The sequence below is a fragment of the Bathymodiolus heckerae thiotrophic gill symbiont genome (assembly GCF_900180345.1).
Taxonomy (GTDB): Bacteria; Pseudomonadota; Gammaproteobacteria; order PS1; family Pseudothioglobaceae; genus Thiodubiliella.
Genome location: NZ_FXLV01000004.1, coordinates 11,769 through 25,194, shown reverse-complemented (window position 1 = coordinate 25,194; position 13,426 = coordinate 11,769). Strand labels below are relative to the sequence as shown.

At 37.1% G+C, this 13,426-nt stretch carries 15 protein-coding genes; 13 read left to right on the top strand and 2 right to left on the bottom strand.

Annotation, left to right across the window (positions count from 1 at the left end; all coding sequences use genetic code 11):
• Window positions 1–8: 8 nt before the first annotated feature.
• From purD to rnhB, 3 genes are all read left to right on the top strand, one after another.
• Window positions 9–1,280: a phosphoribosylamine--glycine ligase gene (purD, locus tag CRYPD_RS01085; protein WP_138145724.1), complete on the top strand. Its 1,272-nt coding sequence runs from the start codon at window positions 9–11 to the stop codon at window positions 1,278–1,280.
• A gap of 129 nt (window positions 1,281–1,409) precedes the next feature.
• On the top strand, window positions 1,410–2,747 hold the full coding sequence (locus CRYPD_RS01080) for a Fic family protein (protein ID WP_138145723.1): 1,338 nt from the start codon (window positions 1,410–1,412) through the stop codon (window positions 2,745–2,747).
• Window positions 2,744–3,298 carry a ribonuclease HII gene (gene rnhB / locus CRYPD_RS01075; protein WP_138145722.1) on the top strand — a complete coding sequence of 185 codons (555 nt, stop codon included), beginning with the start codon at window positions 2,744–2,746 and terminating at the stop codon, window positions 3,296–3,298. Before CRYPD_RS01080 ends, rnhB begins: the two co-directional genes overlap by 4 nt.
• Here rnhB and CRYPD_RS01070 read toward each other — a convergent pair.
• Together CRYPD_RS01070 and CRYPD_RS01065 are read right to left on the bottom strand one after the other, a co-directional pair.
• Entirely contained in the window at window positions 3,269–3,964 is a 696-nt protein-coding gene (locus CRYPD_RS01070; protein ID WP_138145721.1) for a BON domain-containing protein, read from the bottom strand. The two genes, rnhB and CRYPD_RS01070, sit on opposite strands and share 30 nt — an antisense overlap.
• Before the next feature lie 3 nt (window positions 3,965–3,967).
• Entirely contained in the window at window positions 3,968–4,342 is a 375-nt protein-coding gene (locus tag CRYPD_RS01065) for a YraN family protein (protein ID WP_138145720.1), read from the bottom strand.
• A gap of 6 nt (window positions 4,343–4,348) precedes the next feature.
• Here CRYPD_RS01065 and rsmI point away from each other — a divergent pair, with 6 nt between their 5' ends.
• The 10 genes from rsmI to phoR all read left to right on the top strand — a co-directional run bounded on the left by rsmI (window position 4,349) and on the right by phoR (window position 13,414).
• Entirely contained in the window at window positions 4,349–5,173 is an 825-nt protein-coding gene (rsmI, locus tag CRYPD_RS01060) for a 16S rRNA (cytidine(1402)-2'-O)-methyltransferase (protein WP_138145719.1), read from the top strand.
• Window positions 5,170–5,481: a (2Fe-2S) ferredoxin domain-containing protein gene (locus CRYPD_RS01055; RefSeq protein ID WP_425290259.1), complete on the top strand. Its 312-nt coding sequence runs from the start codon at window positions 5,170–5,172 to the stop codon at window positions 5,479–5,481. Before rsmI ends, CRYPD_RS01055 begins: the two co-directional genes overlap by 4 nt.
• Window positions 5,482–5,657: 176 nt before the next feature.
• Window positions 5,658–6,758: a PstS family phosphate ABC transporter substrate-binding protein gene (locus CRYPD_RS01050; RefSeq protein ID WP_138145717.1), complete on the top strand. Its 1,101-nt coding sequence runs from the start codon at window positions 5,658–5,660 to the stop codon at window positions 6,756–6,758.
• Window positions 6,759–6,828: 70 nt separating this feature from the next.
• Window positions 6,829–6,984, top strand: coding sequence for a hypothetical protein (locus tag CRYPD_RS07810; RefSeq protein ID WP_171004264.1), 156 nt, complete (start codon window positions 6,829–6,831; stop codon window positions 6,982–6,984).
• Window positions 6,985–7,250: 266 nt separating this feature from the next.
• Entirely contained in the window at window positions 7,251–8,627 is a 1,377-nt protein-coding gene (gene pstC / locus CRYPD_RS01045; RefSeq protein ID WP_138145716.1) for a phosphate ABC transporter permease subunit PstC, read from the top strand.
• Window positions 8,620–9,900: a phosphate ABC transporter permease PstA gene (gene pstA / locus CRYPD_RS01040; protein ID WP_138145715.1), complete on the top strand. Its 1,281-nt coding sequence runs from the start codon at window positions 8,620–8,622 to the stop codon at window positions 9,898–9,900. The genes pstC and pstA overlap by 8 nt, the downstream gene beginning before the upstream one ends.
• A 9-nt stretch (window positions 9,901–9,909) precedes the next feature.
• Window positions 9,910–10,737 carry a phosphate ABC transporter ATP-binding protein PstB gene (gene pstB, locus CRYPD_RS01035; protein WP_138145714.1) on the top strand — a complete coding sequence of 276 codons (828 nt, stop codon included), beginning with the start codon at window positions 9,910–9,912 and terminating at the stop codon, window positions 10,735–10,737.
• Window positions 10,738–10,754: 17 nt separating this feature from the next.
• Window positions 10,755–11,435 (top strand): phosphate signaling complex protein PhoU, encoded by a 681-nt coding sequence (gene phoU, locus CRYPD_RS01030; protein ID WP_138145713.1) that lies wholly within the window; start codon window positions 10,755–10,757, stop codon window positions 11,433–11,435.
• Between the two features lie 9 nt (window positions 11,436–11,444).
• Complete coding sequence (locus CRYPD_RS01025) at window positions 11,445–12,149, top strand: response regulator (RefSeq protein ID WP_138145712.1); 705 nt, start codon at window positions 11,445–11,447, stop codon at window positions 12,147–12,149.
• Window positions 12,146–13,414 carry a phosphate regulon sensor histidine kinase PhoR gene (phoR, locus tag CRYPD_RS01020; RefSeq protein ID WP_138145711.1) on the top strand — a complete coding sequence of 423 codons (1,269 nt, stop codon included), beginning with the start codon at window positions 12,146–12,148 and terminating at the stop codon, window positions 13,412–13,414. Before CRYPD_RS01025 ends, phoR begins: the two co-directional genes overlap by 4 nt.
• Window positions 13,415–13,426 lie beyond the last annotated feature (12 nt).

The following is a 13,426-nucleotide window of genomic DNA, read 5'->3' as shown; positions in this document are numbered from 1 at the left end:
GATAGAGCATGAAAGTATTGGTAATTGGCGGCGGTGGTCGTGAGCACGCTATTTCTTGGCAGTGTGCTAAGTTTGATAGTGTTGAGGAGGTGTTCGTTGCACCGGGCAACGCAGGCACAGAGCTAGAAAATAAGCTTACGAATGTTGATATTGGCGTAGAGGACACCAATGCTTTGATTGACTTTGCCAAAAATAATAGGATTGATATTACTATTGTAGGCCCTGAAGCGCCGTTGGTGATGGGTGTAGTAGATGCATTTCAAGCACAGAATTTGGCGATTTTTGGGCCTACTCAAGCGGCTTCACAACTGGAAGGTTCAAAAGCTTTTTGTAAAGATTTCTTAGATAGAAATAACATTCCAACCGCTTTTTATGATGTTTTTACCGAGGTAGAACCAGCAGTGCAATATGTGCAAGATAAAGGCGTGCCGATTGTGATTAAAGCAGATGGATTGGCAGCAGGTAAAGGTGTGATTATTGCCAACACTCAACAAGAAGCAGCCGATGCGATTAATGATATGCTAGAAGGCAATCGCTTTGGTGAGGCAGGGTCTCGTGTTGTGGTTGAGGAGTTCTTAAGGGGGGAAGAGGCGAGTTTTATTGTAATGGTGGATGGCAAAAATATCTTGCCAATGGCGACTTCGCAAGACCATAAGGCACGAGACAACGGCGATAAAGGCCCGAATACTGGTGGCATGGGTGCGTATTCGCCAGCGCCGATTGTTACCGATGAGATTTTTCAGGATGTAATGGACACGGTTATCCGCCCAACAGTTGAGGGTATGGCGGCTGAGGGTAGTCCTTATACGGGTTTTTTGTATGCAGGGCTGATGATTGATCAGCAAGGGCATTCTAAAGTTTTGGAATACAATTGTCGTTTTGGCGACCCAGAAACTCAGCCAATTATGATGCGTCTAAAGTCTAATTTAGCAGATTTATGCTTGTTGGCAACGCAACAAAAATTAGACCAAGCGGAAATTGAATGGGACGCTCGCTCATCAATGGGCGTGGTTTTGGCGGCAAATGGCTACCCAGATACCTATCTTTCAGGCGAGGTGATTGGGTTGCCTGAGGACAGTGTATCGGCAAAAGTATTTCATGCTGGCACCAAAATAGATGGCAATAATGTTGTCAGCAATGGCGGGCGTGTGTTGTGCGCTACCGCACTCGGAATAAACACCAAAGATGCGCAGATAAACGTTTATACATTGTTGCAAAAAATTGATTGGGAAAATGCTTATTATCGTACCGATATTGGCTTTAAAGCGATTAGTAGTTAGTGTTATTATGGGTGGGTATTAAGGGTTAATTCATAAGTCTGAGTATAAGATTAACCCCGTTAACACAAAGAATATGCCAAAAATTTTATTTAATTACTAATTTAATAAAAATTAGTAATTAGTGATATAATGGCAATTTTTTACTTGTCGTTTTTTATGAAAATTGTTCTGCCACCTAAAACTTCTTTGAAAACATCGCTTGTATCATTTGAAAAAATACAACAAGGGATTGTGCCTACTGTTGTTGATGAAAAAAAACGCTATTTGCATTGGGATAAATTACGCCATCTAAAAACACCTGATAAGTTTGATGATATTGATCAATATTGGCATTTTATTAAATTTTCACGCTTGCAACAGCAAAAAAAGTTGCCTTTTTCTGAGGATTTCTCTTTTGTTTTGACAGATGATATTCAGAAAAATCTCCATGAGATAGATTCAAAAATGCGTGGCTCACTTGAGGCCAAAAATATTGATAATAATAAAGACAGGTATATTGTGCGTTCATTAATAGATGAGGCGATTAGTTCCTCCCAATTGGAAGGTGCAGCAACCACTAGAAAGGTCGCACGGGAGATGTTGAAACACAACAAAACACCTGAAGACCATTCGCAGAAAATGATTTACAATAATTATCATGCCATTAAATTTATTAACGAGCATAAACAAGACGAGTTAACCCCAAGTTTGATTTTGCAACTACATACCATTGTTACCAAGGGAACGATGGATAATTCAGAGGTTGGTAAACTTAGGCGGGACAATGAAGTTAATGTGATTGATAATAGCACACAGACCATTTTGCATCATCCGCCTGATTTTCAAGAACTGCCCAGTAGGCTAAAAGTCTTGTGCGATTTTGCTAATGGCAGTGCACCTGATTATTTTGTGCATCCCATTATTCGGGCGATTGTTGTGCACTTTGCTTTGGCATATGACCACCCTTTTGCTGATGGTAATGGGCGCACTACAAGGGCTTTGTTTTATTGGGTGATTTTGAAAAATAATTATTGGTTGTTTCAATATATTACCTTGTCAAGGTATATTAAGAAAGCGCAAGTTCAATATGGAGAGTCATTTTTAATGGTTGAAAGTGATGAATTTGATTTGACTTATTTTATTAACAGCCAGCTTAAATTTATTACCCAGTCTATTGCTGGATTGTTTGATTATGTTGATGAAAAGCAACAGCAACAGCAACAAGCACTTAATTTATTAGGTAATTATTTAAGTAATGGCAAAGTCAATTCACGCCAAGCCATGGTCATTCAACATGCACTAAAATATCCCGGTTCGGTTTATACCATTGCAGGGCATAAAATTTCACAATCTATTAGTTATCAAACTGCAAAAACTGACTTGGTGGGTTTGTCAAAACTTAACTTATTACAACACGCTAAACAAGGACGAGCCTTTGTTTTTATTGCACCAAACGACTTAGAGCAACGCATCAAGGCTTACAAATGATTATTATTGGCGTTGACGAGGTGGGCAGAGGCTGTTTGGTAGGCAATGTGGTGGCAGGTGCGGTAATTTTGCCTGATGATTTTGATTTGCCTGAATTGACCGATTCTAAAAAACTCAGCGAGAAAAAGCGTGAGGTTTTATACACCCTAATTACTGACCAATGCCAGTGGGCAGTGGGTGAATCAAGTGCGAATGAAATTGATGATATTAATATTCTGCAAGCCACGATGCTAGCAATGAAGCGTGCAGTAGAAAGTTTGAATATTCAATATGATAGGGTTTTGGTAGATGGCAATCGTTGTCCTAAACTGGAAAATTGCATGCCCATTATTAAAGGCGATTTAACCGAGCCGGCTATTTCAGCTGCATCAATTATTGCCAAAGTAACCCGCGATAGGCAGATGATTGAATTAGATGTTTTTCACCCTGAATACGGCTTTGCACAGCATAAGGGTTATGGCACAAAACAACATTTAATTGCATTGGGAAAATTTGGTGCAATTAAAAGTCAGCACCGTTATTCATTTTCCCCAGTCAAAAGCAGGGGTTGACAGTTGATTTTGGCGTTGTAGTTCTGCTTTTTTGGCTTCATTTTCTGCTTCAATTTTCTTTTGTTTGTCGTGTTCAATTTCAGCTGCAGGACGGTTTTTTAGATAATGGAATAATTTAACAATGCGTTTTACGCCTTTTGCCATAGAGGCAATTTTTGTGGCATGATTTGCTTCGCGTTGAGTAACAGAGCCCACGAGATAGACAGTGCGATTTTCCGTAGTAACTTTTACATGCACAGGATTAAACACCTCTTGATTAAGAAATAATACTTCAATTTGCCCAGTAATGGATGAATCTTTTATGCGATCAAATAGGCTACTATTTTCTGCAATACGCACTTCATTAATAACTTTTTTAATTTTAGAATCTTCTAAAGGTATTTGTGTAGTAAGGTAATCACGCACAGCAGCAGTAGGCACCTCGCCTGTTACTAACACTGTTCCAGTGAAAGCCAAAAAGTTTAAATGTGCGTCTTCTAACATTTCATTTTCATTTGTCTGCCAAATAAGTAGCATCAATTGAGTGCCTTTGTCATCAAGAATTTCACCGCTAGTGCGTCTGTCGTTAGAGACCAAAATGGTGGTGCTGATTGCTGTGGTTAAAAAACAGCCAGTTAAAAATAGCGTGCTTGCCATTAGCATGGCGGACAGAATAATTTTTTTCATCAGTTATATCGCCTCGAAAGCATTTTTTATCCAATTTATCTCAGGACATTTTAAATTAGATTCTAGCCCAACAACATCAAATCGACAAATAAAATCGTCATATTGTGAGGTTTTTTGTAAAAAATGGTTGGCGGCATAAATGATTTTTTCTTGCTTAGCATTGTTAATCGTGCTAATTGCAGAGCCAAAGCGCATATTCTCACGATAACGAACTTCAACAAAAACTAATGTTTGCTCTAATTTATCAAGCATAATGATGTCTATTTCACCAAACTTAGTTAAATAGTTTTGTTCAACAAGTTTTAGCCCATTTTTTTTTAAATATTGAAGTGCTAATTTTTCCGCCTTATTGCCCACTTGTCGTTTTAAACTAAACATTTTATTATGCCTTTATATATAGTAGCCACCCCCATTGGAAACCTAGAAGATATATCGTTTAGAGCGATAGAAACACTCAAAACGGTTGATTTAATTTTAGCAGAAGATACCCGCCACAGTAAAAAATTGCTTAACCATTATGACATTAACACACCCGTTCAAGCTTTTCACGAGCACAATGAATCTGTTAAAACTGCTACTGTGGTGACAGAATTATTGACAGGGAAAAATATCGCACTTATTAGTGATGCAGGCACGCCATTGATTAGTGATCCGGGTTTTGTTCTGGTTAGCGAGGCCAAAAAAATGGGTGTCATAGTTTGCCCTATTCCGGGTGCTTCGGCATTGATTAGTGCTTTAAGCAGTTGTGGTATTGCCAGTGATAGTTTTAGTTTTTTTGGCTTTCTACCAGCTAAATCTAGTGCTCGTATCAAAGCCATTCAAGCAATTTCTCACAGCAGTGAAACGGTTATTTTTTACGAGTCGCCCAAACGAATTTTAGCCTGTGCAAACGACCTGTTGAGTGTGCTAGGCAATGAACGCATTGTTTGTTTTGCTAAAGAAATTACCAAATCTTTTGAAACCATTAAAACCAGCTCTTTGCCAGAGTTAATTGAATATTTAATCGAAGATGAGGTGCATCAAAAAGGTGAGTTTGTTATTATCATCTCCAGCATTGATAAGCATAATTTAGTTGCAGGTGAGGCACAATTGGATAAAATTCTGCCTATTTTACTTGTTGAAATGGGCACCTCAAAAGCCGCAAAACTGGCGGCAAAAATAACAGGTATTGATAAAAAATATTGTTATCAACGAGCTATTGAATTATGAGTTACTACACACGGCATATTTTCTTTTGTAATAACATTCGTAAAAATGGCAAGGCGTGCTGTTCACAGTTTGGTGCACAACAACTGTATCGTTATGCCAAAGATAAATGCCGAGACCAAGGTAAACTTGGCAAAGGGAAAATTGGTATAAGTGAGTCTCGTTGCCTAGGCAGATGCGAGTTCGGTCCAGTGGCTGTGGTATACCCTGATAATATTTGGTATCAATATATTGACGAAGAGGATATTGATGAAATCATCAATAAGCATTTAATAGCAGGTAAGCCAGTTAATAGATTAAAGATTGATTAAAAAATAGTAAGCTCAACCATTAAAGTGCTTTCACCATTATTGTTTTTGTTGTTAGTAACCATATTCTAAATCTCTTAGTAAGCTCACTTAGGTATAAATAAACTTTATTGTCATAATCCTGTCATATTCAATTATTATAATTCACCCATAATTTAATAAAAAACGGAGAAAAACATATGATAAATAATTATAAATTAGCAACAAAACTTACTTCTGCAGCTATTGTGGTACTGTCTGTTTCCTCTTATGGTGCATTAGTTTCTAGAGGTCACATTGATATAGTTGGTTCGTCAACGGTTTACCCTTTTGCAACAGTAGTTGCTGAAACTTATGGGAAAAATACGGGTTCTAAAACACCAAAGATTGAATCTACTGGCTCTGGTGGCGGTATGAAGTTGTTTTGCGCTGGGAATGGTATCGCTACGCCAGATATTACCAATTCTTCTCGTAGAATTAAAAGCAGTGAGTATAAAAAATGTCAGAAAAATGGCGTGAAAGAGATTGTTGAGGTTAAGATTGGATTTGATGGTATTGCTGTTGCTAATTCTAAGAAAAGCCCAGTTTTTAATTTGACTCGTAGAGAATTATTTCTAGCATTGGCTAAGCAAACCCCAAGTCTAAAAACAGGCGAGTTAGTTGATAACCCATATACAAAGTGGAGTGATATTAACGCAAAGTTACCTAATACAAAGATTGAAGTATTAGGGCCACCACCAACATCTGGAACACGTGATGCATTTGTAGAATTAGCACTACAAGGAGGATGTTTTACCTATAGCTGGATTAAACAAATTAAAAAAGATTCAAAAATTGCTAAAAAAGCTGGAAACAAGTCCCTTGCTTCTCAGTTAAAGAGAAAATATAAAAATATTTGCCATTCAATTCGTGAAGATGGCGCCTATATTGAAGCAGGAGAAAACGACAATCTTATCGTTGAAAAATTAAAGACAAACCCTAATGCATTAGGCGTTTTTGGGTATAGCTTTTTAGACCAGAATAGCGATGTAGTTCAGGGTGCTATTATTGATGGTGTTAAGATTGATTTTGAAGCAATTGCTAATGGCTCGTATCCGATTTCAAGACCTTTGTATTTCTATGTTAAGAAGAGCCATGTTGGGAAGGTACCTGGTATTAAGGAATTCATTGCTGAATTTACCAGTGAAGATGCTTGGGGCGAGGATGGGTATTTGACTGATAAGGGGTTAATCCCACTATCTGATAATGAGCGTCAAAATATGAGCTATTCGGCCAATAATCTAGTACCACTTAAGATGTAGGCAATTAAGTTGGTTACGATTTATAAAGGCTAAAACAAATTCGTTTTAGCCTTTTTTATAGGCATATTTGATGATTATTTTTCACCCGCTTGGCGATTTTTTAAACCCAGCCTCAGCCCTGCTAGGACAAGGTTTAATAAAATCACCAATCTGGCAAAAATTGAATTTTGCTAATCATCCCTATTTATGCAAAGGTCTCATTATATTATTTGAGACCTTTGCATAAATATGAATAATCATCAAAAATCCACTTTTTACCAACTTGGTAATTTTTTTAAACCCAGCCTTAGCCTTGCTAGGACAGAGTTTAAAAAAAATACCAAGTTCGCAAAAATTGAATTCTGTTAATCATTCATATTTATGCAAAGGTCTTTATTTAATAAAAATGACAATCTCATCATTGAAAAATTTAGGGAAAACTTTAATGTATTATCAATGGGTAAAATTAACTAACTGTATGCGTATGATGAGTTTTATATTTAAGGAATTAACATGACCTTTGGAGCCATACTTACTGCACTGATGGCGTTGCTACTTCTAGGGTATTACACTGGAAGGAAGCGTTCAATCAGCTTATCTGATAAGAGTAATCAGCGCCTGCATTCATTGCCACAACACTATGGCTATTTGATCGCATTTTGGAGCGGTGCTCCTGCATTATTAATTTTATTATTTTGGTCTGTTTTAGAGTCATCTGTTATTAACGCTGCGATTGTTGCACAGTTACCAGCACAGTTACAGCAATTATCAGCAGATGAAGTTGAGTTGTTTATTAATGAAATTATTAATTTATCTTACTCAAATGTAGCTATAGGCGATGATGTTAAACGCCATGCAGCTCTTTACTACAACGAGTTAATTGAATTTAGCAATTGGGTTAAGTCGACTGTGGTTTTCATTTTAGCGTTTATAGGTATGTTTGTCGCATTAGCTTTTGTTAAACCAGAAATGAAAGCACGCAACTTGGTTGAGAGGTTGATACGCTGGGCTATGATTGGTTGCACCTCAATTGCAGTTTTGACAACTATTGGTATTATATTTTCAGTGATATTTGAATCTATTATTTTCTTTAAAACTGTTAATGTGTTTGATTTTTTATTTGGCACCCACTGGAGTCCCCAAGAGGCTATTCGTGAAGACCAAGTGGGCGGCTCTGGTAGTTTTGGTGCCTTGCCTTTATTTGTTGGCACTTTATTAATTTCATTTATTGCCTTAGTGATTGCTGTACCTTTGGGGCTTATGTCGGCTATATATTTGTCAGAGTATTCGTCATCTAGATTTAGATTATTTGCCAAGCCAGTTTTAGAAATTCTGGCTGGCATCCCAACAGTTGTCTATGGTTTTTTCGCTGCGATAACAGTCGCCCCTTTTATTCGTGATTTGGGCGAGTCGCTTGGTTTAAGTTTGTCATCTGAAAGCGCATTAGCAGCGGGCATCGTAATGGGTGTAATGATTATTCCGTTTGTGTCTTCATTGTCAGATGATGTTATTTCTGCTGTACCACAATCAATGCGCGATGGTTCATATGCAATGGGTGCTACTAAATCTGAAACTATCAAACAAGTGATTATTCCTGCTGCACTCCCTGGTATTGTTAGTGGCGTGTTATTAGCGGCTTCTCGTGCAATTGGTGAGACGATGATTGTGGTTATGGCGGCTGGACTATCGGCAAATTTAACATTCAATCCTTTAGAAGCAGTGACGACAGTTACAGTACAAATGGTGGCCTTATTAACAGGCGACCAAGAGTTTGACAGTACAAAAACGCTCGCAGCATTTGCGTTGGGACTGGGGCTATTCTTAACCACATTGGTGCTTAATATTATCTCATTATATGTAGTGCGTAAATATCGCGAACAATATGATTAGTAATACAAAAAAAATAAAAAATAAATTAGCCAAACGCTATGCAAAGGAAAAGCGTTTTCAAATTTATGGGTTAAGCGCTATTGCTATTAGTATTGCATTTTTGTTGTCATTATTGATAAATATTTCAACAACAGGGTTTCCAGCTTTTCAACAAACTTATATCAATATTGATGTTGATATAGACAGTAAATTGTTAAACTTAGATGGCAAATATAGTGAGAAGGCGTTATTTAGCGCTAATTATAGAAAAGTTGTTAACCAGTCACTAAAAACATTATTTCCCAGCGTTAATGGCAGGAAACAAAAAAAAGCGCTCAGACAATTAATCAGTAAAAGTGCAAGATACCAACTTAGAGATTTTGTTATTAATAATCCTGATGTTATTGATACTAAACAATCTTTATGGTTTTTAGCTAGAGACGATGTTGATGTATTTATGAAAGGGGGCATTGATAGGTCTTTGCCAGAATCAGATCGTAGGCTTAAAAATTTCCAACTGGCTTGGATTGATAAGTTATTGGCTGAAAATCGCCTTGAAAAACGATTTAATATCAACTTCTTTACTCAAGGAGACTCTAGAGAGCCTGAACAGGCGGGGATTAAAGGGGCAATGATTGGATCATTTTTGACAATGCTGGTAACCATGTTTTTGTCTTTTCCAATTGGCGTTTCAGCGGCTATATATCTTGAAGAATTTGCACCAAAAAATAATAGATGGGTAGATATTATTGAGATTAATATTAATAATTTGGCTGCCGTGCCTTCCATTGTTTTTGGATTGTTGGGATTAGCAGTGTTTATTGGCTTTTTTGGGATTCCGAGGTCAATTCCATTGATTGGGGGCTTGGTATTAACATTAATGACTCTCCCTACTATCATTATCACCTCTAGGGCAGCATTAAAGGCTGTCTCCCCATCTATCCGTGAGGCGGCATTAGGTTTGGGTGCATCACGCGTACAAACCACCTTTCATCATGTTGTTCCAGCTGCTATGCCGGGTATACTAACAGGTACTATTATTGGCATGGCACAAGCATTGGGTGAAACTGCACCACTGTTAATGATTGGTATGGTTGCCTTTATTGCAGATGTACCTCAAAGTATTGCAGACCCATCTACGGTGCTTCCAGTGCAAATATACTTATGGTCTGATTCACCAGAACGCGCATTTACAGAGAGAACTTCAGCGGCTATCATGGTGTTGTTAGGGCTTTTAATCGTAATGAACCTGTTAGCTGTAATAATGCGTAGAAAATTTGAAAAAAAACGGTAGAATAAAGTTATGATAAATATAGAAAAGCGTGAAGAATTTGATATAGAAATTGATAAAACTGTTGGTAAGCCTTTTATTAATGATGCAAAATTTTCCACTCGTAATGTTGATGTTTTTTATGGTGAAAAACAAGCCATATTTGATGCAAATATAGATATTGGGAAAAATCAAATTATTGCGATGATTGGCTCATCTGGGTGTGGAAAATCTACCTTTCTACGATGCCTTAATCGTATGAACGATACTATTCAAGATTGCCACATAAGTGGCGATATTAGACTAGATGATGAAGACATTTATCAGAAACAACAAGACCCTGTTTTGCTACGCGCACGGGTCGGAATGGTTTTTCAAAAGCCAAATCCATTTCCAAAATCTATTTACGACAATGTTGCCTATGGGGCAAAATTACATGGATTAGCAAGCAGTAAGATTGAGCTTGATGAGTTGGTAGAAAAAAGTTTAATTCGAGCAGGTCTTTTTAAAGAGGTTAAAGATTCATTGCATAAACCAGGCACTAGTCTTTCTGGCGGTCAACAGCAACGATTATGTATTGCTAGAACGATTGCTATTGACCCAGAAGTTATTTTGATGGATGAACCAACTTCTGCACTTGACCCAATTGCTACTGCTGTTATCGAAGAGTTAATGATTGATTTAAGTAAGAAATACACCATTGCAATAGTCACGCACTCTATGCAACAGGCGGCTAGAGTATCACAAAGAACCGCTTACTTTCACTTAGGTTATGTGGTTGAAGTGAATGATACAAATATTGTATTTACCAACCCAGAACATCAATTGACTGAAAATTATATTACTGGTAGGTTTGGATAATAATTAGGAGACTATTCATGGAAACACAACAACATATTTCACGACAGTATAACCAAGAGTTAGAGAGCGTTAAAAGTAAAGTTTTAAAGATGGGTGGGTTGGTTGAGGACCAAGTAGAAAAGTCCATTAGCGCACTTATTGAGCAGAATAGTGAGTTAGCAAAAGAGGTTGCAGAGTCAGATTATAAAATTAATAAAATTGAAGTTGAAATTGATGAAAGTTGTGCCCAACTTATTGCTAAAAGGCAACCTGCTGCAGGAGACCTTAGACTTATTATCGCAATTATTAAGGTTATCACAGACCTTGAGCGTATTGGCGATGAGGCAGAAAAAATTGGTCGTTACACACAAAAATTAACTTCTATGAAAGATGATGTTAATATGTACGCAGAACTTTCTAGATTGGGTGACAAGGTAATTACTATTTTACGAGATGCACTGGATGCATTTGCCCGTATGGATGTAGAACAGGCGGCTAGAATAGCTGAAACTGATAGACAAATCGATGAAGAGTTTGACCGGGTTTCCAGAATATTGGTCACACATATGATGGAAAATTCCCGTAATATTAAAACTATGTTACATGTTATTTGGTGTGCTAGAGCTTTAGAGAGAATTGGCGACCATTCTCAGAATATTTGTGAGTATGTGGTTTACTTGGTTAAAGGTAAAGATGTTCGCCATATTGAACTGGAGTAGGAGAATCGTATGAATGACGCTATGTTTACAATCTTAATTGTTGAAGATGATAAGGCGATAATAGAAATGCTGAGTGTATTTCTTCAAGCTAAACAGTACAACATACTCAAGGCTAATACAGGTTCTCAAGCAATAAGTCTATTGGGTGATAATGATGTAGATTTAGTGTTGCTTGATTGGATGTTGCCAGATGTTGATGGCACTCAACTGATTGGCAAAATCAGAAAGTTTGAGGGTTTTCAGTATTTACCAATTATGATGTTAACAGCAAAATCTAGTGAAGAAGATAAAGTGGAAGGGTTTGATATGGGTGCCGATGACTATATGACTAAACCAGTATTGTTAAAAGAGTTAGATGCGCGTATTCGTTCTTTATTGCGTAGGTCACAAGGGCTTACTGCTAGTGATGAGTTAATTATTGACAACATTGTTATTAATCCAGTGCAACAATTATTAACCATCGGTGGCGAAGCTATTACTATTGGATCCACTGAGTTTCGGTTGTTACACTTTTTGATGAAAAATAAAAACAGGGTGTTTAATCGCCCTCAGTTACTTGATGAGGTTTGGGGAAGATTTGTTGCTATAGACGAACGCACTGTTGATGTCCATATTTTAAGACTGAGAAAAATATTAAAACCTTGTGAGGCAGATAAGTGCATCCAAACTGTACGCAATACGGGCTATCGATTTAGTGCTAATATAACGCTATGAAGCCCTCTATTTTGTCTATTGAAAAGTGGCGCATAGCGATTGTTATATTTGTAATACTGGTTAGTGGCTTACTAACAGATGCTTGGCTAATAAGCATAGCATTAAGTTTGTTTGGCTATATTGTTTGGATGTATTACAAACTTCACCAGTTCTATATTTGGATAACCAATGGAACTAACCAAAATAATGTGCCAGATAGTGCTGGAATATGGGACAAGATTAACTACCAAGTGCTACAAGACAAAAATAAAAGTAGTAATAGAAAAAGGCGTATGAATGCTTTGTTAAAACGCTCACAAAGTATTTTAAAAGGGTTTCCTTATGCCACTATTGTTCTTAATCAAAACAATGAAGTTGATTGGAGTAATAGCAAATCTAGTATTTTGTTAAATATTGTCAAAAGTGATAGGGGGCAGCGTATTAACAATTTAATCCGCTCCCCTAAGTTGTACAAGTTATTGAATTCTAATGAAGACGGTAGCGAGATTGAAATAGAGTCCCCTAAAGACTCATCCATACAGTTGTTGTTAAAAATTATTGCCATTAGCTCTGACTCAAAGTTGTTAATCGCACGCGATATAATGCAAAGAAACAAAACATTAGAAATGCGTAAAAGTTTCATTTCAAATGCATCGCATGAATTGCGTACGCCACTAACGGTAATCTCAGGTTATCTGGAAATGATTAAAGAATATAAGAGCTTGCCAAAAGCATTGATCAGTCCAATTAATGCTTCATACGAACAAACTGAACGAATGCAAAATATTATTGAAGACTTATTAACGCTTTCACGCCTAGAAAGCACCGATGATATTCAAGATATTAGCACAAGCATAAATATGAAAAAGGTTATCAATCATGTGTGTCAAGATTTAAATCAAGCAGTTATGGTAGAGATTAATACCGATGAGGTAATGGTTGGTGTTGAAACAGAGATTATTAGTTTATGCACCAACCTAATACAAAATGCAATATTCTACACCCCAAAAGGGACAAAAATCATTGTCAGGTGGTATGCGAACAGTAGTAACAAGTTATGTTTTAGTGTCCAAGATTTTGGCAAAGGAATTCCAAATAAGCATTTAGTGCATTTAACAGAAAGGTTTTATCGGGCTGATAAAGGTAGGTCTAAAGAGCAAGGGGGCACAGGTTTAGGATTAGCCATTGTTAGCCACATTGCCCAGAGACATAATGCAGTATTAACTATTGATAGCAAAGTAGGTAGTGGCTCGACATTTAAAGTTTGTTTCTTAGTCAACAACTGATGAAACTCTCGC

Bases quoted from the DNA above. Each gene is read 5' to 3' on its own strand.
- rnhB (WP_138145722.1), top strand. From the start codon at position 2,744: ATGATTATTATTGGCGTTGACGAGGTGGGCAGAGGCTGTTTGGTAGGC.
- pstB (WP_138145714.1), top strand. From the start codon at position 9,910: ATGATAAATATAGAAAAGCGTGAAGAATTTGATATAGAAATTGATAAA.
- CRYPD_RS01070 (WP_138145721.1), bottom strand. From the start codon at position 3,964: ATGAAAAAAATTATTCTGTCCGCCATGCTAATGGCAAGCACGCTATTT.
- purD (WP_138145724.1), top strand. From the start codon at position 9: ATGAAAGTATTGGTAATTGGCGGCGGTGGTCGTGAGCACGCTATTTCT.
- CRYPD_RS01065 (WP_138145720.1), bottom strand. From the start codon at position 4,342: ATGTTTAGTTTAAAACGACAAGTGGGCAATAAGGCGGAAAAATTAGCA.
- CRYPD_RS01080 (WP_138145723.1), top strand. From the start codon at position 1,410: ATGGCAATTTTTTACTTGTCGTTTTTTATGAAAATTGTTCTGCCACCT.
- CRYPD_RS07810 (WP_171004264.1), top strand. From the start codon at position 6,829: ATGATTATTTTTCACCCGCTTGGCGATTTTTTAAACCCAGCCTCAGCC.
- CRYPD_RS01050 (WP_138145717.1), top strand. From the start codon at position 5,658: ATGATAAATAATTATAAATTAGCAACAAAACTTACTTCTGCAGCTATT.
- CRYPD_RS01055 (WP_425290259.1), top strand. From the start codon at position 5,170: ATGAGTTACTACACACGGCATATTTTCTTTTGTAATAACATTCGTAAA.
- pstC (WP_138145716.1), top strand. From the start codon at position 7,251: ATGACCTTTGGAGCCATACTTACTGCACTGATGGCGTTGCTACTTCTA.
- pstA (WP_138145715.1), top strand. From the start codon at position 8,620: ATGATTAGTAATACAAAAAAAATAAAAAATAAATTAGCCAAACGCTAT.
- CRYPD_RS01025 (WP_138145712.1), top strand. From the start codon at position 11,445: ATGAATGACGCTATGTTTACAATCTTAATTGTTGAAGATGATAAGGCG.
- phoU (WP_138145713.1), top strand. From the start codon at position 10,755: ATGGAAACACAACAACATATTTCACGACAGTATAACCAAGAGTTAGAG.
- phoR (WP_138145711.1), top strand. From the start codon at position 12,146: ATGAAGCCCTCTATTTTGTCTATTGAAAAGTGGCGCATAGCGATTGTT.
- rsmI (WP_138145719.1), top strand. From the start codon at position 4,349: ATGCCTTTATATATAGTAGCCACCCCCATTGGAAACCTAGAAGATATA.